Source organism: Pseudonocardia yunnanensis (genome assembly GCF_039534065.1).
GTDB lineage: Bacteria > Actinomycetota > Actinomycetes > Mycobacteriales > Pseudonocardiaceae > Pseudonocardia > Pseudonocardia yunnanensis.
This window is the reverse complement of sequence record NZ_BAAAUS010000023.1, coordinates 1-19,892: the sequence shown is the minus strand read 5'-3', so window position 1 is coordinate 19,892 and position 19,892 is coordinate 1. Positions and strand designations below refer to the sequence as shown.

General features: G+C 72.0%; 20 protein-coding genes and 1 pseudogene. 8 read left to right on the top strand and 13 right to left on the bottom strand.

The window, feature by feature from the left end; translation table 11 throughout:
- The first annotated feature begins 38 nt into the window (after nt 1-38).
- Together ABD743_RS19880 and ABD743_RS19875 are read left to right on the top strand one after the other, a co-directional pair.
- Entirely contained in the window at nt 39-1,031 is a 993-nt protein-coding gene (locus tag ABD743_RS19880; protein ID WP_344723623.1) for an NAD-dependent epimerase/dehydratase family protein, read from the top strand.
- A gap of 52 nt (nt 1,032-1,083) precedes the next feature.
- Nucleotides 1,084-1,710 carry an MBL fold metallo-hydrolase gene (locus ABD743_RS19875; protein WP_344723622.1) on the top strand — a complete coding sequence of 209 codons (627 nt, stop codon included), beginning with the start codon at nt 1,084-1,086 and terminating at the stop codon, nt 1,708-1,710.
- 7 nt (nt 1,711-1,717) lie between these two features.
- Here the strand turns inward: ABD743_RS19875 and ABD743_RS19870 are convergent, their stop codons facing one another.
- From ABD743_RS19870 to ABD743_RS19845, 6 genes are all read right to left on the bottom strand, one after another.
- Entirely contained in the window at nt 1,718-2,524 is an 807-nt protein-coding gene (locus tag ABD743_RS19870) for a DUF2334 domain-containing protein (RefSeq protein WP_344723621.1), read from the bottom strand.
- Between the two features lie 73 nt (nt 2,525-2,597).
- The gene (locus ABD743_RS19865; protein ID WP_344723620.1) at nt 2,598-3,428 is read right to left on the bottom strand and encodes a phosphoribosylaminoimidazolesuccinocarboxamide synthase; all 831 of its coding nucleotides are present in this window, start codon (nt 3,426-3,428) and stop codon (nt 2,598-2,600) included.
- Nucleotides 3,425-4,843 carry an adenylosuccinate lyase gene (gene purB / locus ABD743_RS19860; RefSeq protein WP_344723619.1) on the bottom strand — a complete coding sequence of 473 codons (1,419 nt, stop codon included), beginning with the start codon at nt 4,841-4,843 and terminating at the stop codon, nt 3,425-3,427. The genes ABD743_RS19865 and purB overlap by 4 nt, the downstream gene beginning before the upstream one ends.
- Before the next feature lie 25 nt (nt 4,844-4,868).
- Nucleotides 4,869-5,441 (bottom strand): TetR/AcrR family transcriptional regulator, encoded by a 573-nt coding sequence (locus ABD743_RS19855; protein WP_344723618.1) that lies wholly within the window; start codon nt 5,439-5,441, stop codon nt 4,869-4,871.
- Between the two features lie 186 nt (nt 5,442-5,627).
- The gene (locus tag ABD743_RS19850) at nt 5,628-6,320 is read right to left on the bottom strand and encodes a hypothetical protein (RefSeq protein WP_344723617.1); all 693 of its coding nucleotides are present in this window, start codon (nt 6,318-6,320) and stop codon (nt 5,628-5,630) included.
- 16 nt (nt 6,321-6,336) lie between these two features.
- Nucleotides 6,337-6,831 carry a SigE family RNA polymerase sigma factor gene (locus tag ABD743_RS19845; protein WP_344723938.1) on the bottom strand — a complete coding sequence of 165 codons (495 nt, stop codon included), beginning with the start codon at nt 6,829-6,831 and terminating at the stop codon, nt 6,337-6,339.
- A 242-nt stretch (nt 6,832-7,073) separates the two neighbouring features.
- Between ABD743_RS19845 and ABD743_RS19840 the strand changes: the two genes are divergently transcribed.
- On the top strand, nt 7,074-8,213 hold the full coding sequence (locus ABD743_RS19840) for a threonine aldolase family protein (protein ID WP_344723616.1): 1,140 nt from the start codon (nt 7,074-7,076) through the stop codon (nt 8,211-8,213).
- An 8-nt stretch (nt 8,214-8,221) separates the two neighbouring features.
- On the opposite strand, the gene ABD743_RS19835 is transcribed toward ABD743_RS19840, so the two are convergent.
- The 3 genes from ABD743_RS19835 to purD all read right to left on the bottom strand — a co-directional run bounded on the left by ABD743_RS19835 (nt 8,222) and on the right by purD (nt 11,927).
- Nucleotides 8,222-9,340: a pyridoxal phosphate-dependent aminotransferase gene (locus tag ABD743_RS19835; RefSeq protein ID WP_379659332.1), complete on the bottom strand. Its 1,119-nt coding sequence runs from the start codon at nt 9,338-9,340 to the stop codon at nt 8,222-8,224.
- A 126-nt stretch (nt 9,341-9,466) separates the two neighbouring features.
- Nucleotides 9,467-10,411 (bottom strand): hypothetical protein, encoded by a 945-nt coding sequence (locus tag ABD743_RS19830; protein WP_344723614.1) that lies wholly within the window; start codon nt 10,409-10,411, stop codon nt 9,467-9,469.
- 220 nt (nt 10,412-10,631) lie between these two features.
- Nucleotides 10,632-11,927: a phosphoribosylamine--glycine ligase gene (gene purD / locus ABD743_RS19825; RefSeq protein WP_344723613.1), complete on the bottom strand. Its 1,296-nt coding sequence runs from the start codon at nt 11,925-11,927 to the stop codon at nt 10,632-10,634.
- A gap of 146 nt (nt 11,928-12,073) precedes the next feature.
- Here purD and ABD743_RS19820 point away from each other — a divergent pair, with 146 nt between their 5' ends.
- The gene (locus ABD743_RS19820) at nt 12,074-13,177 is read left to right on the top strand and encodes a glycerophosphodiester phosphodiesterase (protein WP_344723612.1); all 1,104 of its coding nucleotides are present in this window, start codon (nt 12,074-12,076) and stop codon (nt 13,175-13,177) included.
- Nucleotides 13,178-13,182: 5 nt separating this feature from the next.
- Here the strand turns inward: ABD743_RS19820 and ABD743_RS19815 are convergent, their stop codons facing one another.
- From ABD743_RS19815 to arfB, 3 genes are all read right to left on the bottom strand, one after another.
- Nucleotides 13,183-14,115 carry an alpha/beta fold hydrolase gene (locus tag ABD743_RS19815; RefSeq protein WP_344723611.1) on the bottom strand — a complete coding sequence of 311 codons (933 nt, stop codon included), beginning with the start codon at nt 14,113-14,115 and terminating at the stop codon, nt 13,183-13,185.
- A 5-nt stretch (nt 14,116-14,120) separates the two neighbouring features.
- Complete coding sequence (locus ABD743_RS19810; RefSeq protein WP_241041842.1) at nt 14,121-14,642, bottom strand: phage holin family protein; 522 nt, start codon at nt 14,640-14,642, stop codon at nt 14,121-14,123.
- Nucleotides 14,643-14,810: 168 nt separating this feature from the next.
- Nucleotides 14,811-15,239 carry an alternative ribosome rescue aminoacyl-tRNA hydrolase ArfB gene (gene arfB, locus ABD743_RS19805; protein WP_344723610.1) on the bottom strand — a complete coding sequence of 143 codons (429 nt, stop codon included), beginning with the start codon at nt 15,237-15,239 and terminating at the stop codon, nt 14,811-14,813.
- Between the two features lie 201 nt (nt 15,240-15,440).
- Here arfB and ABD743_RS19800 point away from each other — a divergent pair, with 201 nt between their 5' ends.
- Both ABD743_RS19800 and ABD743_RS19795 read left to right on the top strand, forming a co-directional pair.
- On the top strand, nt 15,441-16,175 hold the full coding sequence (locus tag ABD743_RS19800) for a GntR family transcriptional regulator (protein ID WP_344723609.1): 735 nt from the start codon (nt 15,441-15,443) through the stop codon (nt 16,173-16,175).
- Between the two features lie 236 nt (nt 16,176-16,411).
- Entirely contained in the window at nt 16,412-16,603 is a 192-nt protein-coding gene (locus ABD743_RS19795) for a hypothetical protein (RefSeq protein ID WP_344723608.1), read from the top strand.
- Nucleotides 16,604-16,674: 71 nt separating this feature from the next.
- On the opposite strand, the gene ABD743_RS19790 is transcribed toward ABD743_RS19795, so the two are convergent.
- Complete coding sequence (locus ABD743_RS19790) at nt 16,675-18,066, bottom strand: OFA family MFS transporter (protein ID WP_344723607.1); 1,392 nt, start codon at nt 18,064-18,066, stop codon at nt 16,675-16,677.
- A 137-nt stretch (nt 18,067-18,203) separates the two neighbouring features.
- Between ABD743_RS19790 and sucC the strand changes: the two genes are divergently transcribed.
- Nucleotides 18,204-19,376 carry an ADP-forming succinate--CoA ligase subunit beta gene (gene sucC / locus ABD743_RS19785; protein ID WP_344723606.1) on the top strand — a complete coding sequence of 391 codons (1,173 nt, stop codon included), beginning with the start codon at nt 18,204-18,206 and terminating at the stop codon, nt 19,374-19,376.
- Between the two features lie 3 nt (nt 19,377-19,379).
- Nucleotides 19,380-19,892, top strand: a pseudogene (locus ABD743_RS19780) (succinate--CoA ligase subunit alpha); the annotation flags it as partial.

The following is a 19,892-nucleotide window of genomic DNA, read 5'->3' as shown; positions in this document are numbered from 1 at the left end:
CGTTGCCGCCCCGCGCCGCCGTCCGTGAGGCTCCTCGCATGGGTCGATGGCTGGTACTGGGCGGCACGCGGTTCCTCTCCCGGGCTGTGGCGGCCACGGCCGTGGCCAGAGGCCACGAGGTGGTGTGCGCGGCCCGCGGGACCTCGGGTGCCGTACCCGACGGCGCGAAGCTCCTGGTCGTCGACCGCGACGCTCCCGGCGCGCTCGAACCCCTGCGTGACGAGGCGTTCGATGCGGTCGTGGACGTCGCCAGGATGGCGCTGCCGTGGGTGCGCTCGGCGCTCGTAGCCGTGGGAGCGAACACGGCGCACTGGACCTTCGTCTCCAGCATCAGCGTGTACGCCGACAGCTCCACGCCCGGTCACGGCGTCGGTGACACGCTCGTCGAGCCGCGCACGGAGGAGACCATCACCGACGACGAAGCCGCGTACGGCCCGGTCAAGGTGGCGTCCGAGACCGCCGTGCGGGAGGTCGCGGGAGAGCGGGCGCTGATCGTGCGCGCCGGCCTCATCTGCGGCCCGGACGACCTCACCGATCGGTTCGGTTACTGGCCGAACCGGTTCGCGCGGGGCGGCCGGGCACTCACCCCGGGCGATCCAGGGCAGCCCGCCCAGATCGTCGACGTGCGCGACCTCGCCGACTGGATCGTGCGGTCCGGGGAGGAGCACCTCGGCGGGACCTTCGACGCGAGCGGGCCCCGCTCCACACTGGGCGCGGTGCTCGACGAGGTCGCCGACGCCGTCGGGGCCGCTGATCTGGAGCGCGTCCCGGCCGCACCCGAAGCGCTCACGGCGGCCGGGGTGCAGCCGTGGGCCGGGCCGCGGTCGCTGCCGCTGTGGCTGCCCGCGTCGCATGCCGGGATGCTGGCGCGCGACACCGCGCCGGCCGCGGCGGCCGGCCTGCACTGCCGTCCGATCGCCGACACCGCCCGAGCGGCACTCGCGCACGAGCGGACTCTCGGCCCGGACCGCCCGCGCCGCGCCGGAGTCACCCCTGCCGAGGAGTCGGAGATCCTGCGCCGATTCAGCTGACCCCGGCAGGCGAACCATGCACTCCGGGCTACGGGTGGGGACACTGGAGGCCGTGCAGACAACCCATTACGGCCATTCGTGCGTCCTGCTCGACACCGGCGCCGCGCGACTGCTCCTCGACCCCGGGACGTTCTCGTCGGGGTTCGAGACGGTGGGCGGACTCGACGCCGTGCTCGTCACGCACCAGCACTTCGACCACCTCGATCCCGACCGGCTCGGAGCACTGCTGTCCGCAAACCCCGATGCCCGCCTGATCGTCGACTCCGGCACGGCCGGGCAGCTCGCCGGGTTCGAGCACGAGGTGGTGGAGCCGGGAGCGTCGTTCGAGGTCGGCGGGGCCCGGGTCGAGGTGCTCGGCGGCGATCACGCGGTGATCCACCCGGACATCCCGGTGATCGCCAACAACGCCTACCTGATCGACGGCACGCACCTGCACCCCGGCGACGCCTTCGTCCCACCGTCGGCACCGGTCGACGTGCTGTTCCTGCCCACCGGGGCGCCCTGGCTCAAGGTATCCGAGGCCGTGGACTACCTGCGGGCCGTGGCGCCGCGCACCGCGGTGCCGATCCACGAGGCCGTGCTCGCGCGCCCCGGGCTGCACTACCGGCTGTTCGAGCAGCTCGGCCCCGAGAAGACCACGATCACGGTCCTCGACCGGGAGAGGCCGACCACGGTCTGACCGTGCCTCAGGCGGCGAGTGCCTCCGCCGTCAGGCGGTAGGTGGCGGGGACGGCGCCCATCTCCAGAGCTGCGTCGACCGCCGCCAGCACGGCTGTGCGCCGCGCTTCGCGCTTGAGGTCCTTGGCGCGGATGTTGATCCGCACCAGCCCGCCGCGCCGCACGGTCCGCGCGACCTCCGCGCCGAGCACCCGGCAGCGCCACGCCTCCGCGGCCTTCCGGTCGTCGGCAAGCGGGTGGCGCTCCCCCGAGGCCCGAAACCCGAGCACCTTGGCCCGCACCACGGCGTCGGCGGCCGCACTCTGCAGGAAGCGCACGCCGTTCTCGTCGGCGAGCACCCCGAACCCCTGCTCGTGCAGGGCCTCGACCGTGCCGGGCGACGCCAGCCAGCGCGGCGGGACGAACAGGTCGGTGCGCAGACCGAGCGCCGTGAGCGCCCGACGGGCAGCCGTCAGGCGGAGACCGGCCTCATGGCGGGGCAGCGCGGCGAACTCGGCGCGGCGGCGCACCCGCGGCAGGGCCGAGGACTGCCACGAGCCGATCGGTTCGGCGGTGTGGTCGTAGCCGTGCAACACGATGGCGTCTCCGGATGCGCGCCGCTCGTGCATCCAGCGCACCAGCGGCGAGTCCGCCCCCGGTGTTCCGGACGCCGAGCGCGGCCGGAACAGCTGGGACAACGGCACGCCGCGCGCGTCGAGCTCCGCGGCGAACTCGACGCCACGGGTCAAGGACTCGGGAGCCTCGTGCGTCAGCCCGGACAGCGAGACGACCAGGCGGGACGACACGACCGGACGAGGTGCGGTCTGCGTTGCCACGGAGCTATGAACGCACGCCGGTGTGAACAGCGGTTGACTGTGCCGTGTGGGGCGGATGGTGCTCCGGCGCCCATCACCAGTCGTCGCCGGTGATCCGTTCGTAGACCTCGACGTAGCGGGCGCGCGTGGCGGCGACGACCTCGGTGGGGACCTCGGGCCCGGGTGGGGTGCGGTCCCAGTCCAGCGACGACGACCACTCGCGCACGTATTGCTTGTCGAACGAGAACTGCGGGCGGCCCGGCTCCCACGCATCGGCCGGCCAGAACCGGGACGAGTCGGGCGTGAGCACCTCGTCGGCGAGGACGATCTCCCCCGCCGCATCCAGCCCGAACTCCAGCTTCGTGTCGGCGACGATGATCCCGTTCTGCCCGGCGATGTCGGCCCCTCGCGCGTACACCGCGAGCGTCAGGTCACGCAGGCGCGCGGCGGTGTCCGCTCCGAGGGCGGCGACGACGTCCTCGAACGTCATGAACTCGTCGTGCTCGCCGACCGGCGCCTTCGTGGTGGGCGTGAAGATCGGTTCCGGCAGCTTCGAGCCCTCGACCAGCCCGGGCGGCAGCGGCACCCCGGAGACGCTTCCGTGCTTCTGGTACTCCTGCAGGCCGAGGCCCGCGAGGTAGCCGCGCGCGATGCACTCGACGGGCAGCATCGAGAGCCTGCGGCAGCGCATGGCCCGGCCGACGAACTCCGGGGGCACGTCCGACGCCGAGATGACGTGGTTCGGCGTGATGTCGGTGAGGCGGTCGAACCACCACAGCGACAGCTGGGTGAGCAGCACGCCCTTGTCCGGGACGGGCGTCGGGAGCACGACGTCGTAGATCGAGAGCCGGTCGGACGCCACGAGGATCAGGTCGTCACCGTCGGCGTAGACGTCCCGGACCTTGCCGCTGTGCACGAGGTTCACAGGATCGCTCCGGGGACGTAGGCGGCCGCTTCGGGATGGGCGTCGACGACCTGCGCGACGCGGTCGACCACGGCTTGCACCTGCGCGGTGGCAGCACCGGTGAACCGCAGGGGGTCGGCGAGGAGGCCGTCGAGCGCCCCGGCGGGCAGGCCGAGCCGCTCGTCGGCGGACAGCCGCGCGACGAGGTCGTTGTCGGTCTGGCCCTTCTCCCGCATCGCGAGCGCGACGCCGACGGCGTGCTCCTTGATCACCTCGTGGGCGGTCTCCCGCCCGACTCCCGCGCGGACAGCGGCCATCAGCACCGCCGTGGTCGCGAGGAACGGCAGGTAGCGGTCCAGCTCGCGGGCGATGACAGCCGGGTAGGCACCGAACTCGTCGAGCACGGTGAGGGTGGTCTCGAACAGCCCGTCGATGGCGAAGAACGCGTCGGGCAGGGCGACGCGGCGCACGACCGAGTCGGACACGTCCCCCTCGTTCCACTGCGCCCCGGCCAGCTCACCTGCCATTCCTGCGTAGCCGCGCAGCAGCACCATCATCCCGTTGATCCGCTCGGCGGAGCGGCTGTTCATCTTGTGCGGCATCGCCGACGACCCCACCTGGCCAGGCTGGAAGCCCTCGGTGGCGAGCTCGGCGCCCGCCATCAGCCGGATCGTGGTGGCCAGCGACGACGGTGCGGCCGCGAGCTGGAGCAGGGCACTGAGCACGTCGAAGTCGAGCGAGCGCGGGTAGACCTGGCCCACGCTGGTGAGCACGGCGGAGAAGCCGAGGTGGGTCGCCACCCGCTCCTCCAGCGATGCGAGCTTGGCCGCGTCCCCGTCCAGGAGGTCGAGCATGTCCTGGGCGGTACCCATCGGCCCCTTGATGCCACGGAGCGGGTAGCGCGCACGCAGGTCCTCGAGCCGCGCATACGCGACGAGGAGCTCGTCCGCCGCGGACGCGAACCGCTTGCCGAGCGTGGTGGCCTGCGCGGCGACGTTGTGGCTGCGTCCCGCGATCACCAGCTCGTCGTACTCGGCAGCCCGGCGGGCGAGCCGGGACAGCACGGCGACCGTGCGGTCGCGGACGTGTTCGAGCGAGAGCCGGATCTGCAGCTGCTCGACGTTCTCGGTGAGATCCCGGCTGGTCAGGCCCTTGTGCACGTGCTCGTGGCCGGCGAGGGCGTCGAACTCCTCGATCCGCGCCTTCACGTCGTGACGTGTCACGCGCTCGCGTGCGGCGATCGACTCCAGGTCCACCTGCTCGACCACACGCTCGTAGTCGGCGAGCGCGGACTCGGGGACGTCGACGCCGAGGTCGCGCTGCGCGGTGAGCACGGCGAGCCAGAGCCGCCGTTCGAGCACGATCTTGTATTCGGGCGACCACAGCCGCACGAGCTCGGGGCTCGCGTAACGAGTGGCCAGCACGTTGGGGATCACGTGCAGAAACGATAGGCGCTCCACGTCAGAGCGCGCGCATCAGCACCTCGCGGGCGGCCGCCCGCGGGTCGGGGTCGGCCTCGATCAGAGCGCTGATCACAGCACCGTCGACGAGCGAGACGAGGTCGCGCAGCGCCACGCTGTCGAGCGGGTGACCGGACCGGAGCAGGATCTCGGCGAGCAACGCGTCCAGGTCGCCACGCAGCTCGCGCATGAGCGGCGCCAGGAACGGGCGCCTGCCCGCACCGACCAGCCGCTCGTAGCGCAGGAGCACGGCATCGAGGCCCCCGTCGCGCGACTCCGGGCCGAGCAGCTGGTCCAGCACCAGCTCGACGAGTGCAGGCGTGTCGACGGGCTCGGCGGCGAGCGCGTCGAGCTGCTGCCTGCCCTCCGCGAGCTCGTCACGGCTGGTGCGGTCGACGGCCGCGGTGACGAGGTCGTCCAGCGAGGCGAAGTAGTAGGTGGTGGACGCCAACGGCAGCCCCGCACGCTCGGCCACCGCGCGGTGCCGCACGGCGTCGAAGCCACCGGAGCGCAAAAGTGCCGCGGCCGCCGTCACCAGCTCCTGCCGCCGCCGCTCACCCTTGGCGGTGCCCATCGCGCCAGTCTCTCGCTCCGGGTCAGTGTCGCGGAAACGAGGTTCCTTGCCCGGATCCGGTGTCCAGGCGGATGCATCGCAAGGCGGAGGAGGCGCCGATACCGCTGTTGTATCGGCGCCGACGACAACGCCGCGAGGCGCCGTCTGGGCGCCGGAGGCGGGTGAGACGACCTCGTTTCCTCGGCACTAAAGACGTGGCGCCAGGTACTGCGCCACGGACGCGAGCCGGCCCGTGAACGGGGCAGGCGTGCCCACCTCGGAGGAGCTCGAACTCACGATCACCGTGCCGCCCGAGGCGGTGGGCTCGCTTACCGCGCCGGGGGGAAGCTCCGCCTCCACACCCGGGGGCAGGTAGCGCACGCTCAGCAGCCCGGTGGCTCCACCCTCGCTCGCCTCGACGGCGACGCCACGTTCCCCACCGGGACGGCACTCCATGGTGGTGGCCGCCTCCGGAGCGCCTGCCACCTCGGGAAGCACCTGGTCGACGAGCGCCCGCACCGCCGGGTCCTGCCGGTCGGCGCACTCGGTGTTGCCCGGCCCCAGCGGCGGGCTCAGCGGCACGGCCCCTTCCGCCGCTCTACCGGCGGCTCCGGCCGCGTCCTGTGGGGTGGCGGGCCGCGGGGCCCGGTCGCCCGCCGACATCGGAGCCGCGACCGTGGTGCCGTTGCCGGGGGAACCGGGCAGGGCCACTGCCACCCCGACTCCGGCCAGCGCGAACACGGCGATCGCGCCGCCCGCCATGAGCAGGCGTCGGCGGGTTGTCACACGCCGGGAGGCACGCAGCACCGAGTCGTGGTCGAACGCCGGCGGTGGTGCACCGGAGTCGGAGGCCGCGGCACGGAACAGTGCACCCAGCTCCTGGTCGTCGATGTCGCTCATCCCGTCACCTCTCCCCCTACCCCGTCGCCCGCAGGTCGTCGAGCGAGTCGCCGAGCACCGCGCGCAGGGCCTCGAGCCCGTGGGCGGTCTGGCTCTTGACCGTGCCCTCCGAACATCCCAGCGCCGCAGCGGTGGCCGCGACATCCAGACCGTCGAGGAACCGCAGCACGAGTACGGCGCGTTGGCGCGCCGGAACCGACCTCAGGGCGTCCACCAGCACGTGCCGGGTGGCCACGGCGTCGGAGTCGGACGGCACGCCCGTGTCGGCGGGCTCGGCGGTGGAGCGCTCCCGGCGCCACGGCCGCCGCGACTCGTCGACCACGGCACGTACGAGCGTGCGGCGCATCCACGCGTCGAGGGCGCTGTGGTCGCGGATCCGGCGCCAGTGGCGGTGCAGCGCGACGAACGCAGCCTGCGCGTGGTCGTCGGCGCGATGCCAGTCGCCGCACAGCAGGTACGCCGTGCGCCGGACCCCGTCCCGGCGCGCGCGGAAGTACTCCTCGAACGTCACCGGCTCGGATGTCGCCGACTCGGGTGTTTCTTTGGCGAGCTCCCGCTCACCGGCCTCATCCACCCGGGCGTTCCCTCCTCCCGCGTCGCCGTGCGCCCCTGCGTAGCCGTCTGCGGAGAGACGTAGGGAACGGGACCAGAGGTTGCACGACAGCGTGTCGGTTCACCCGATCAGCCCTCGGTTGTGATGGATTCGTGACCCACGCGCGACCGGCCCGCCGCCTGCTGGTTGAATCGGACGCCGTGCGATCTCCATCGCGAGCCCGGCGGTCAACGGCGTCCGATCGCCCTGTCGACCTCCGCTCCGACACGGTCACCCGTCCCACGAAGCAGATGCGGGCCGCAATGGCGGACGCCGAGGTGGGTGACGACGTCCTCGACCGTGACCCCACGATGCGCGAGCTCGAGGTCCGCGTGGCGGGCCTGCTCGGTGCGGCCGACGCGCTATGGACCCCCAGCGGATCCATGGGCAACCTCATCGCCCTGATGCACCACCTCGGCCGCGGGGACGCCTTCCTCGCCCCCGCAGGCGCGCACGTGCTGGACGCCGAACTCGGCACCGCCGCCTGGCTCGCCGGCGGCATGCCGCGCCCGCTGGAGCACGACGCCGGACCAGGCAAGGTCTCGCCCACCGCCGTCCGTCGCGCCGCGGGTTCGGTCGGCCCCTACTACACGCTCCGCACCACCCTGCTGTGCCTCGAGAACACCCACAACGCCGCGGGGGGCACGGTCACCGCACCTGAGGAGCACGCCGCGGTGGTCGCCGCTGCCCGGGGCGCGAAGCTGCGCGTCCACCTCGACGGCGCCCGGCTCTGGCACGCCGCGGTGGCGCTCGGCGTACCCCCGGGAACGCTCACCGTCGGCGTCGACAGCGTGCAGGTCTGCCTGAGCAAGGGCCTCGGGGCGCCGGTCGGCTCGGTGGTGGCCGGGTCCGTCGAGTTCATCGCCGAGGCCAGGCGGCTGCGCAAGATGCTCGGCGGCGGCGTCCGGCAGGGCGGGGTGCTCGCCGCGGCGGGGCTGGTAGCCCTCGACCGGATCGACCGCCTCGCAGAGGACCACGAGCGCGCGAAGCGGCTGGCCACCGGGCTGCGCGAGCGCGGGTGGCTCGTCGCCGAGCCCCAGACCAACATCGTGCTGGTGGCCGTGGCCGACCTGGACGGCACCATCCGCCGTTTCGAGGAGGCGGGCGTGCGCGCGTCCACGATGTCGGGGCAGGTTCGGCTGATGACGCACGCCGACCTGACCGACGCCGACATCACCGCGGCGCTGGAGCGGATCGGGCCGGTCGAGCCGTCACGGGCGGCGGGCAGCGCGCCGGCCGCGTCGGGACGCGGCGCGGGGCCCCGCCCCGGACGCGCGGTGCTCGGCCAAGCGGGAAACTGAGAGCCGGATCAGGCCTGGCCGAGCCACCCCGCCATTCGCCTCAGCGCTTCCGCGATGTCGTCGGTGGCTCCCGCGAACGACAGCCGGATCCACTTCCCGCCGTCGACCGGGTCGAAGTCGATACCCGGTGCGACCGCGACCCCGGTCGCGGCCAGCAGGCGGTAGGTGAGGTCCATGGAGTCGGCCGTCAGATGTGAGACGTCCGCGTAGACGTAGAAGGCGCCGTCGGCAGGCGCGAGGCGCGTGAGGCCGAGCCGCGGCAGGCCGTCGAGCAGCAGGCCCCGGTTCACCGCATAGCGGGCCACGTGCGAGTCGGACTCGGCATAGCTGGTGGGGTCGAACGCGCCCAGGGCAGCCCGCTGCGCGAGTGCCGGCGGGCAGACGGTGAAGTTGCCGGCCAGCCGATCGGCGGGGCGCAGCAGCCGCGGGGGCACGAGCAGCCAGCCCAGCCGCCACCCCGTCATGGAGAAGTACTTCGAGAAGGAGTTGACGACGATCGCCTCGCGCGACGTGCTCCACGCCGAGGAGGTCGCCGGGGCGCCCGCGTAGGAGATGCCGTGGTAGATCTCGTCGCTGACCAGCTGGATCCCGTTGCTCTCGCAGTAGGCCGCCAGCGCAGCGAGCTCGCCAGGCTCCAGCACGGTGCCCGTGGGGTTGGCCGGGCTCGCCACCACGAGCCCCCGCACCGGGTCGTCCAGCTCCTCGAGCATGGCGACGGTCGGCTGGTAGCGGGTCTCCGGACCGCAGGGCAGTTCGACGACGTCGCAACCCAGCGCCGTCAGGATGTTGCGGTAACAGGGGTAGCCGGGCCGGGCCATGGCCACGCGGTCACCTGCGTCGAACGCGGAGAGGAACGCGAGCAGGAAGCCGCCCGAGGAACCGGTGGTGACCACCACCTGCTCCTGCGGGACGTCGAGGTCGTAGCGGCGGGCGTAGTGACCTGCGATCGCGGAGCGCAGCTCCGGGATACCGAGGGTGACGGTGTAGCCGAGCACATCGCCGGACAGCGCGGCCGCGGCGGCTGCCCGCACGGCGGGGGGAGCAGGGGTGGAGGGCTGTCCTGCGGAGAGATCCACCACGTCGCCGTGGGTGCGGCGGCGCTCAGCAGCGGCGGCGAGCACGTCCATGACGTGGAACGCCGGGATAGCGGCACGCGTCGCGATCGGGATCTCTGATGTAGCTGGGTTGGTCACTCTCCGAGCCTAAGCGGCCGACGGCCGTCCTCCCGTGGGAGGACGGCCGTCGAGCACGGCTCAGATCAGGCTGGACACCAGGTCCGCGGCCGAGAACACGTCGCTGACCGCGCTGGCGTCGGGCACGTCGACCTCGTCCGCGTCGTCGGACTCGTCGTCCGCGTCGTCCACGTCCGCCTGGTCGGAGTCCTCGTCCGTCGCCTCGTCGTCGGACGACGCCTCGTCGTCGGCGCTCGGCGCCCCCAGGATGGGCAGCGCCGGCAGGTCGACGTTGACCGGCAGGTCGACGGAGATCGGCAGCTCCGAGAGCTCCGGCAGGTCGACCGGGAGGTCGAGCGGCAGGGAGGCGGTGACGTCGTCGGCGAGGCCGGTCACGTCGCCCGCCACGCCGGCGACGGTGTCGACCACGTCGTCGGTGCTCGTCGGGAGCGCGGGCAGCTCGACCGGGAGGGCCGGCAGCTCGACCGGAAGCGCAAGCGCGTCCGTGCTCGGCAGCGCGGGCAGCGCCGGGAGCGCAGGCAGCGCGCCAAGCAGGTCGGTGCCCGGCAGCGCGGGCAGGGCGTCCGTGCTCGGCAGCGCGGGCAGCGACCCCAGTGCGTCGACGCTCGGCAGGGCGTACGCCGCCGGCAGGTTCAGCTGGAGGGCGCTGAGGTCCGGTGCACCCAACGCGGGGAGGTCCGCGACGCCTGCGCCCCCGCTGGCGAGGTCGAGCAGGCCCTGGTCGATCCCCTGCAGCTCCAGGCCGTCGGTGGGCAGCCCGTCGGTGGGCAGCGCGGTGAGGTCCGGCGTGGCGATGCCGGGGAGGGCCGCGAAGCCGCCGAAGCCCGCGTCCGTGCTGTCCGCGGTGTCGTCGTCCGCGTCGGCCAGGTGGGCCTCCGCAGCACCCGCCGGCCCGGCGATCGCGAGCAGGGCCATCGGTGCGCCCAGGACACCGATCGCGGCCCGGCCGGCGATGCGCGACACGCGGCTCTGAGCGGTGTGTCGCGGACGTGCGTTCTTCGTCATGCGAGTCCTCAGTTCTCGGGGGAGCGAACGATGACCCGGAGCAGACCCAACGACCTCGGCCATCACGGGGAGCGACGACGATGTGAATCTGGCGGGCAGCGGAACTTTCTACCGCCACCCGTTCGGACGCAAGCTCCACTTTACGGCGACCGAACGTGTACGGAGCCCCCCGATCGGCCGCCGAGCACGCACTTTAGGTGGAACAGCGCCGTGAGAAGCGCTACCCAACATCACCCGATCGAGTGACAACCTCGGCGTGGCGAGGAACCTCGACGTCGCCGCGCGAGGCGCGAAGCGCGATGTCGGTGCGGTGATGGGAGCCGGCGAGGTGCACGCCCTCGAGCCGACGGTAGGCATCCTCGCGGGCCAGCACAAGATCCGTTCCGGTACCCACGACGGACAGCACCCGGCCGCCCGACGACACCACGGCCCCGTCGTCCCGGCGGCGCGTACCGCCGTGCAGCACACCGTCGGCGTCTGCTCCCCCGACCACGTCACCGGCGCGCGGGACGCCCGGATAGCCCTCAGCCGCCACCACCACCGTGACCGCCGCACCGTCGACCCATTGCAAAGGAGGCTGGGACGCGAGCCCACCGGTGGCCGTTGCGTACAGCAGCCGTGCCAGCGGGGTGCGCAACAGCGGCAGCACCACCTGCGTCTCCGGGTCGCCGAAGCGGCAGTTGAACTCGATCACCGCCGGGCCCGCCGAGGTCAGGGCGAGCCCCGCGTAGAGCAAGCCGCTGAAGGGAACGCCCCGGCGCACCATCTCGGCAGCCACCGGCGAGACGATCGTGGAGACGAGCTCCGCGACCAGTTCTGGCGGCGCCCATGGCAGCGGGGCGTACGCACCCATGCCCCCGGTGTTCGGGCCGGTGTCGTCGTCGCCGACGCGCTTGAAATCCTGCGCGGGGAGCATGGGCACCACCGTCTCCCCGTCGACCAGGCAGAACAGGGAGACCTCGGGGCCGTCCAGGTACGACTCGAGCAGCACGGGGTGCCCGTTGTCGAGCAGCGTGCTCGCGTGCGCGCGCGCCACGTCGAAGTCGGCGCTGACCACCACACCCTTGCCTGCCGCCAAGCCGTCGTCCTTCACGACGTACGGCGGGGTGAACCGGGCGAGCGCGGCGTCGAGATGCGCCGGGGTATCCACGATCTCGGACGTGGCCGTGCGCACGCCGGCCGCCGCCATGACGTCCTTCGCGAAGCTCTTGGAGCCCTCGATGCGGGCGGCGGCAGCGCTCGGGCCGAAGCACGCGATGCCCGCGGCGCGCACGACGTCGGCAATGCCGGCGACGAGCGGCATCTCCGGCCCGATGACGACCAGATCGGCCTGCCAGTCGAGCGCGAGCGCAGCGGCCGCGGCCGGATCCTGCACATCGAGCCCGCGCTGCTCGGCCACGGCAGCAGTGCCCGCGTTGCCAGGGGCACACGCGAGCGCCGTGACTTCCGGGTCCTGCGCCATGGCGAGGACGATGGCGTGCTCACGAGCACCGGACCCCACTACCAGGACGCGCACGGCTTCAAATCGTAACGCGCGCCGAGACACCCATCCCGCGGACGCCGGTCACCCTGCAGCATTGAATGTGCCGTTCACCGACCCGACCGGCGCCGGTCACCTCACGGTGGCAGCGGCATAGCCCGAACAGGGCATCGTGGGCGCCCATGTCATCGTCCGTCCGCGGCGCTGCCGCGGCCGCTCCCCCCGCTGCGACCCTGACAACCACCCGCATCGGCGCCCCGGTCGCCGAGGTTGCCCCCCGCAGTGCAGAGACCGCGGTGCTCGTCATCGCGCACCGCGGCGCGTCGGGCTACCGCCCTGAGCACACCCTCGCCTCGTACGAGCTCGCTGCGCGGATGGGGGCCGACTACATCGAGCCCGACCTCGTCAGCACCGCCGACGGCGTGCTCGTCGCCCGTCACGAGTCGGAGATCGGCGACACCACCGACGTCGCCGACCATCCCGAGTTCGCCCAGCGCAAGGTGACCAGGACGATCGACGGCGACACGCGGACCGGCTGGTTCACCGAGGACTTCACACTCGCCGAGCTCAAGACGCTGCGCGCGAAGGAACGTCTCCCCGCCGTCCGCCAGGAGAACACGATCTACGACGGCCGGTTCGAGATCCCGACGTTCGACGAGGTGCTCCAACTCCGCGAGCGCCTGTCCGCCCAGCTCGGCCGGGTGATCGGGGTCTACCCCGAGACCAAGCACCCCACCTATTTCTCCTCCATCGGCCGCGCTCTCGAGCCCCCGCTCGTCACCGCACTGGAGAACGCCGGGCTCAACACGAAGGACGCGCCGGTGTTCGTGCAGTCCTTCGAGACCACGAACCTGCGGCAGTTGAGGGCCGAGCTGCACGTGCCGCTGGTTCAGCTGCTGGGGGCCGCCGGCTCGCCGGTCGACCTCGTGGCCGTCGGCGACCCGCGTACCTTTCCGGACCTCGTGACCCCCGCGGGACTCGCCGAGATCGCGTCCTACGCCGACGCCATCGGACCGGCCAAGGACATGGTCGTGGCCCGCCACCCGGACGGCACGCTCGGCGCCCCCACGTCACTCGTCGCGGACGCGCATGCGGCGGGCCTGCTGGTGCACGTCTACACGTTCCGCAACGAGAACGAGTTCCTCCCGGCCAACCTGCGCAGCGCCGGGTCCGCCGCCGACTACGGCAACGCGTTCGCCGAGTACGAAGCGTTCTTCGCCGCAGGCGTCGATGGCGTCTTCGCCGACAACCCCGACACCGCGCTGGTGGCCCGCTCCGCCCTGTAACAGTCTCAGGACGCCAGGAAACGGGCGAGAAGGGCCGTCGTCTCCGACGGCCGTTCCTGATGGGGGAAGTGGCCGGTGACCGGCTGGACGCGCATCTCGTGCCCGCCGCCGGTCCACCGCCGCGACGCCGCTGCGGTGCGGACGAGCAGGCACGGGTCCAGCGCGCCGTGCACCTGCAGCACCGGCACCGCGGTCGGCCGGGCCACAGCGGCGGCGAACCGCGGTCCCTCGGCCCGCAGCTGCGAGCGCGCGGCCCAGCGGTAGTACTCCATCGCGCAGTGCACGACCCCGGGCACCTGGATCGCGCGCCGGTAGCACGCAGTTGCGGCCGCGAAGTCGTCCGAGGCCGCCCACTCCGGGCCTGCCCAGGCGCGCATGATCCGGACCACCCGAGCGCCGTCGTCGGCCCGCAGGGAGCGCTCGGGCCAGCGGGGCAGCTGAAAACCCAGCGCGTAGCTCGCAGTCGCCCTGCCCTGGCCGCGGAGGTCACGCAGCACCGAGGCACGCACCGCCAGGGGGTGCGGGGCGCCGAGCACGGCCAGCGACCGCACGAGCCGCGGGTGCAGCGCGGTGACCGTCCAGGCGATGAGCCCGCCCCAGTCGTGCCCGACGAGATGGGCTCGCGACTCCCCCAGCACGCGGATCAGGCCGGCGACATCGCCTGCGAGGGTCCAGAGGTCGTATCCGCGGGGCGGCTTGTCGGAGTCGCCGTAGCCACGCAGGTCGATCGCGACGGCCCGGAAGCCGCGCTCAGCCAGATCGACGAGTTGGTGGCGCCAGGACCACCAGAACTCGGGGAACCCGTGCAGCAGCACCACCAGCGGGCCGCCCCCGTCGCATTCGGCGACGTGAAGCCGGATGCCGTTGGCCGAGACCGCGCGGTGGGTCCAGGGGCCAGGCAGCCGGACCGACGACGGGTCCGGGCCGGCCCTGCGCACTCCGATCAGTGTGCTCGGGAGGCCGGCCGGCCGTTCAGCTCGTGCGCCGCGGCTCCGTCCGGCTCGCCCCGGCCGCGCTGCGACAGCACTTGAGCCGACTCCTTCAGACTGGAGAGCGTGCGTTCCGGTTTGCGGATCCGCCGCACGCGCAGGTAGCCGAAGAGACCGAAGAGTCCGGCGACGAGCAGCATGATCCCGAAGACGATCGCGAACGAGACCGCGCGGTTGAGCCACAAGGCGAGCAGCTCGGCGAGGGCGAAGAACGCGAAGAAAAGGCTGAACAGCAGGATCGTCAGCGCGACGATGAAGAAGACGCTGCCCTGCACACCCTTCTTCACCTCGGCCGTCACCTCGGCGCGGGCGAGCTCCACTTCGGCCCGCACCAGCGTGGAGACCTGCGCGGTGGCGTCACGGACGAGTTCGCCGATCGACTGCTCCGACGCCGGTTTGACCGGCTCACGCGATAGCGGGATCGAGGGCAGCACGGGCGGAACCTCCGCGCCGCTGGAGCTGGTCGGGCTGGCCACCGGTCCTCCTGCACGTGCTGCTCGGCATGTCCGTGATCGGTCCGCCATCCTTCCACGGTCACGGGGTCAGCGCCCGACCAGGAGCACGGGCGCGCCGCGCCCTCCACCGGTCGGGTCGGATCCGTCACCGACATCGGTGTGAGGTGCGCGGGAGCGGCGCCGCGAACGTCACTCCTCGGGTCGGCCGCGTAGCCGTTTGACGGCGCCCCGCCGGGTCTTCGCGTCCAGCCGCCGCCGCTTCGCTCCAGCGGTGGGCCGCGTCGGCCTGCGCTGCGGCGGATCCGCTGCCATTGCTTTCCGCAGGATCTCTGCCAGCCGCTCACGTGCGGCCTCACGATTGCGCAGCTGGCTGCGCTGCTCGGACGCGACCACCGTGATCACCCCGTCGACGAGCCGCCCGGCGAGCCGGCCGAGCGCCCGCTCACGGAGTGGCTCAGGCACCGAGGGGGACCCGCCGAGATCGAAGGACAGCTCCACCCGCGAGTCGGTGGTGTTCACGCCCTGGCCACCCGGCCCGGACGCACGGGAGAACCGCCAGTGCAGCTCACGTTCGGGGAGCACCAGCGATCCACGCACCGGCAGGTCGCCGTCAGCCACACCGTTAGCATGCCTGAGTGCTCACGACCGGGCAGGCACGACCTGTTCATCAAACGGACAGATCGGGCGGATGGCGTGAGGAGCTTCACCGCCAGTAGTGCGACAAAGTACCGCGGCACTTTGTATGCTGTAAGCAGTCGACCGGACAGAAGTGCCCCCGCAAGGGACCGGACCGACTCACCGTCCCACCTGGAGTCCACGATGTCACTGTCCGAGACGCAGCCCGACGCCGCCGGTGCACGACGTATCGCCCGGCCTGTCCCGCTCCGTGAGAGCGTGTACAGCGCGATTCTGGACATGATCGTCAGCCGGAATCTCCAGCCCGGCCAGCACCTGGTCGAGAGCGAGCTCGCGCTGATGCTGGGAGTCTCCCGGCAGCCGGTGCGTGAGGCGCTCCAGTGGCTCAAGAACGACGGTTGGGTCGACCTTCGGCCCGGCCTGGGCGCGTACGTCCACACGCCCACGGTCGAGGAGGCGGATCAGCTCCTGGCCGTACGCAGGCTGCTGGAGACCGAATCCGCCCGACTGGCCGCGCAACACGCCACGGAGGAAGGCGTCGAGCACCTGCGGGAGTTGTGCCGCCAGGGATTCGCGGCGCTCGAGGCCGAGGATGTCGCCACCATGGTCGCCCTCAACGCCGAGCTGCACGCCACGGTCATGCGCCTCTCGCGCAACGACGTGCTGGTCGAGCTCGCGAGTCAGGTCGACCGCAGGGTGCGCTGGTACTACACGCCTGTGGCCCGCCACCGCGGTGCGCAGAGCTGGACCGAGCACTCGGCACTGATCGACGCGATCGCCGCAGGCGACGGAGATCGCGCGGGCGAGGTCATGCACGCGCACACCGAGCACACGCGCCTGTCGTACCTCGAGCAGCAGAACCTCGAGAAGTCCGGCACCGACGCCGGATCGCCCGCGATCACCGGCCGCCGGCCCTAGGCCGCAGCCCGCACCACACCTTCTCCCGTCGACGCCGACGGGCTCACCGTCGACGACCAGCAGCAGTTCGTCGACGTCCAGATCTACTGCACCCCGCGCTCCAGAGCCGGGCCACGGGGATGCCCCTTCACGCGCAGAGCCGCGCGCTACCTGCTCGCCGTACCGACGGCGCAGCCGTGGCCAGGCCGCATACCTCGGCCGCGGAATGGGAACGCCTAGTAACAGAGGTGATACGAATGAGCACGTTCCGAAAGATCGTCGACGCCCTATCCACGATGCCGCGCGGCTTCAACGCCGACGGGCGGGCGCTCGGCCTCGGGCTGGACGCCGCACTGAAGGCCCAGCGGGCAGCCGGTGCAGACGTGCAGCCGCTCCGCGGCTCGGAGCGGCCCGTGCACGCCGACACTCCGTTCTCCCGCGCCTCCTGATCGTGGCGCAGCGGCCATCCCTGAGCGGCTCCCCGCACGGAGCCGCTCAGGGATGGGTGGTAGCCGTCGCCTCAGGTGGCATAGCGCGAGGGCACCGCGCTCTGCTTCGACACCCGTGCTGACGGCAAAGTGCTGGGCAGCCCCGGACGCTGCAGAGCGCCGGTGGCCCAGGCCGCTCCGAGCGACACGAACGCTGCCACGAGGAACGTGACGGCGAAGCCCCACGAGCTGACCGCGATCGCGGCCAGACCGACTCCCAGCAGCCCCCCGAGAGCCTTGGCGCTGTAGACGAGGCCGTGCACCTCGAAGGCGCTCTGCTCCCCGAAGTACTCCCTCGCGATGCTGGCGAACAGCGGGTAGAAGCCGCCGCCACCGATGCCGGCCAGCACAGCGGCCAGCACCATCGCGACGCTGGATTGCGTGCTCGCCGCGAGCGCGAAGAGAGTTTGGGCCACTGCCTGCACGAGCAGCACGACGTTGAGCGTCCGGCAGCGCCCGACCCGGTCGGAGATCCCCACCGAGACGGCCCGCCCGGCGCCGTTCACCCCGGCGAGCACACCCGCGGCGAGCGCGATCACACCGATGCCTGCGGGGAAGCCCGAGGCGAAGACCACGACGAACGCCGCGTTGAACAACGAGACCGCTCCGGCGGCGAGCAGGATCACGTACAGAACCGGCATGACGCGCGTGCGGATCGCCTGCATCGCCGAGTACTCGCGGACCGCAGGCGGGTTCTTCCGCCGCCCGGGGTTGCCGGTGGCGCCGAGCCCCCACGCACGCGGGTCGACCTCCGCGGGCCACCAGCGGGCCGGTGGGTCGCGGAAGAACATCCCGGCGCCCGCCACCAGCACGAACAGCACGACCGCCGCCACGTCGAAGACCAGCGTGATGTTGCCGGCGTGGAGTCCGACCACAGCGGCGACGATGAAGGGCACGGAGCCGTACGCGAAGACCCCGGTCACGCGGCTGACCCGCAGGGCCATGCGCTCCGGGTACCACTTGGCCACTGTGGACGTGCACGCCGCGTAGACGAGGCCCGCACCCGTGCCCCCGAGCACCGAGTAGCCCAGCAAAGCGGCGCCCAGGCTGGTGGTGTGCGCCAGGGCCACGAGGCCCAGTGCGCTCAGCGCGGCACCGGCGATCATCACGGCGCGCGGGTCGAGGCGCCTGCGCTCCCGTAGGTAGGCGGTGGGGAAGCCGACGCCCGCCTGGAACACGATCCACACGGCGAGCAGCCAGAACGCGCCGACCAGCCCCCAGCCGTTGCGCGCCATCAGGGCCGGGACGGCCGCGCCGTAGCCGTACTGCAGCACACCCACAGCGGCCATCGGGACCCACGCCATGCGTAGCACCGATGATCGAGGCCGGCCGATGAGGTCCACCGGGTCCTCCCCCACCCGGTACCGACGGCCGTACCAGTCGCGCACCTCCTGGAAGGCGGCAGTGCGTTCGGGTGCTCCCATGACGACTCCCCTCCATACTGTATGCCAAATAATGACCACGACGTGAGCTGGAACACAAGAGCCCTGGACAAAGTTGTTCCATACTGCATACAGTCGACCACTCCGTGACGAGGCCGTCAGACAGGAGATGCCGCAGCGTGGACCTCTACGAGCACCAGGCAAAGGACTTGTTCGAAGGGCATGGCGTCCCGGTGTCCCGCGGCTCTGTCGCGACCACGGCCCATGAGGCCGAAGTCGTGGCCCGCGGCATCGGGGGCGCCGTTGTCGTCAAGGCGCAGGTGAAGACCGGTGGCCGGGGCAAAGCGGGCGGCGTCAAGCTCGCGAAGACGCCGGAAGAGGCCAATGAGAAGGCCGCGGCGATCCTGGGCATGGACATCAAGGGCCACACCGTGCACCGCGTGCTGGTGGCCGAGGCCTCCCAGATCGCGCAGGAGTACTACGTCTCGTTCCTGCTCGACCGCGCCAACCGCACCTTCCTCGCGATGGCGAGCGCCGAGGGCGGCATGGAGATCGAGCAGCTCGCCGTGGAGCGCCCCGACGCGCTCGTGAAGGTGGCCATCGACCCGCTCACCGGCTGCGACGTGGAGAAGGCCCGGGCGATCGTCGACGCGGCAGGGTTCCCCCAGGAGGTGGCGGGCGCCGCCGCCGAGGTCATCGCGAAGCTGTGGGAGACCTTCGTGGCGGAGGACGCCACACTCGTCGAGGTCAACCCGCTGATCTCCGACGCCTCTGGCGCGGTCATCGCGCTGGACGGGAAGGTCACGCTCGACGAGAACGCTGACTTCCGGCACCCCGACCACGCGGCACTCGTCGACCAGACCACCGAGAACCCGCTGGAGGCGAAGGCCAAGGCCAAGGGCCTCAACTACGTCAAGCTCGACAAGGGCCAGGTCGGGATCATCGGAAACGGTGCCGGTCTGGTGATGTCCACGTTGGACGTCGTGGCGTACGCCGGTGAGAAGCACGGCGGTGTGAAGCCCGCCAACTTCCTCGACATCGGCGGCGGCGCGTCCGCGCAGGTGATGGCCGACGGGCTGGACGTCATCCTCGGCGACCCGGACGTCAAGAGCGTGTTCGTGAACGTCTTCGGTGGCATCACGGCCTGCGACGCCGTGGCCAACGGCATCGTCGAGGCGCTGAAGATCCTCGGCGACAGCGCGACGAAGCCGCTGGTCGTGCGGCTGGACGGCAACAACGTGCTCGAGGGCCGCCGGATCCTCGACGAGGCGAACCACCCGCTCGTCACCCAGGTGGACACGATGGACAACGCGGCCGACCGGGCCGCCGAGCTTGCGGCTGCGGGGGTCTGAGCCATGTCGATTTTCCTGAACGAGAACAGCAAGGTCATCGTGCAGGGCATCACCGGCGGTGAAGGCACGAAGCACACCGCGAAGATGCTGGCCGCGGGCACGAACATCGTCGGTGGGGTGAACGCCCGTAAGGCCGGCACCAGCGTGTCGATCGGTGGGAAGGACCTGACCGTGTTCGGCACGGTCGAGGAGGCGATGAAGGAGACCGGCGCCGATGTCAGCGTCGTCTTCGTGCCGCCGCGTTTCGCCAAGGACGCCGTGATCGAGGCGATCGACGCCGAGATCGGCCTGGCCGTCGTGATCACCGAGGGCATCCCGGTGCACGACTCGGCCTACTTCTGGGCGCACGCGGTGGCCAACGCCAACCGCACCCGGATCATCGGCCCGAACTGCCCCGGGATCATCAGCCCCGGCCGCTCCAACGCCGGCATCATCCCGGCCGACATCGCGGATGAGGGCCCGATCGGGCTCGTGTCCAAGTCGGGCACGTTGACCTACCAGATGATGTACGAGCTG

Coding starts and splice junctions, on each gene's coding strand:
- ABD743_RS19880 (WP_344723623.1), top strand. CDS start 39: ATGGGTCGATGGCTGGTACTGGGCGGCACGCGGTTCCTCTCCCGGGCT.
- ABD743_RS19855 (WP_344723618.1), bottom strand. CDS start 5,441: ATGGGCACCGCCAAGGGTGAGCGGCGGCGGCAGGAGCTGGTGACGGCG.
- ABD743_RS19850 (WP_344723617.1), bottom strand. CDS start 6,320: ATGAGCGACATCGACGACCAGGAGCTGGGTGCACTGTTCCGTGCCGCG.
- ABD743_RS19835 (WP_379659332.1), bottom strand. CDS start 9,340: ATGGACGTGCTCGCCGCCGCTGCTGAGCGCCGCCGCACCCACGGCGAC.
- ABD743_RS19830 (WP_344723614.1), bottom strand. CDS start 10,411: ATGACGAAGAACGCACGTCCGCGACACACCGCTCAGAGCCGCGTGTCG.
- ABD743_RS19820 (WP_344723612.1), top strand. CDS start 12,074: ATGTCATCGTCCGTCCGCGGCGCTGCCGCGGCCGCTCCCCCCGCTGCG.
- ABD743_RS19800 (WP_344723609.1), top strand. CDS start 15,441: ATGTCACTGTCCGAGACGCAGCCCGACGCCGCCGGTGCACGACGTATC.
- ABD743_RS19795 (WP_344723608.1), top strand. CDS start 16,412: ATGAGCACGTTCCGAAAGATCGTCGACGCCCTATCCACGATGCCGCGC.
- ABD743_RS19790 (WP_344723607.1), bottom strand. CDS start 18,066: ATGGGAGCACCCGAACGCACTGCCGCCTTCCAGGAGGTGCGCGACTGG.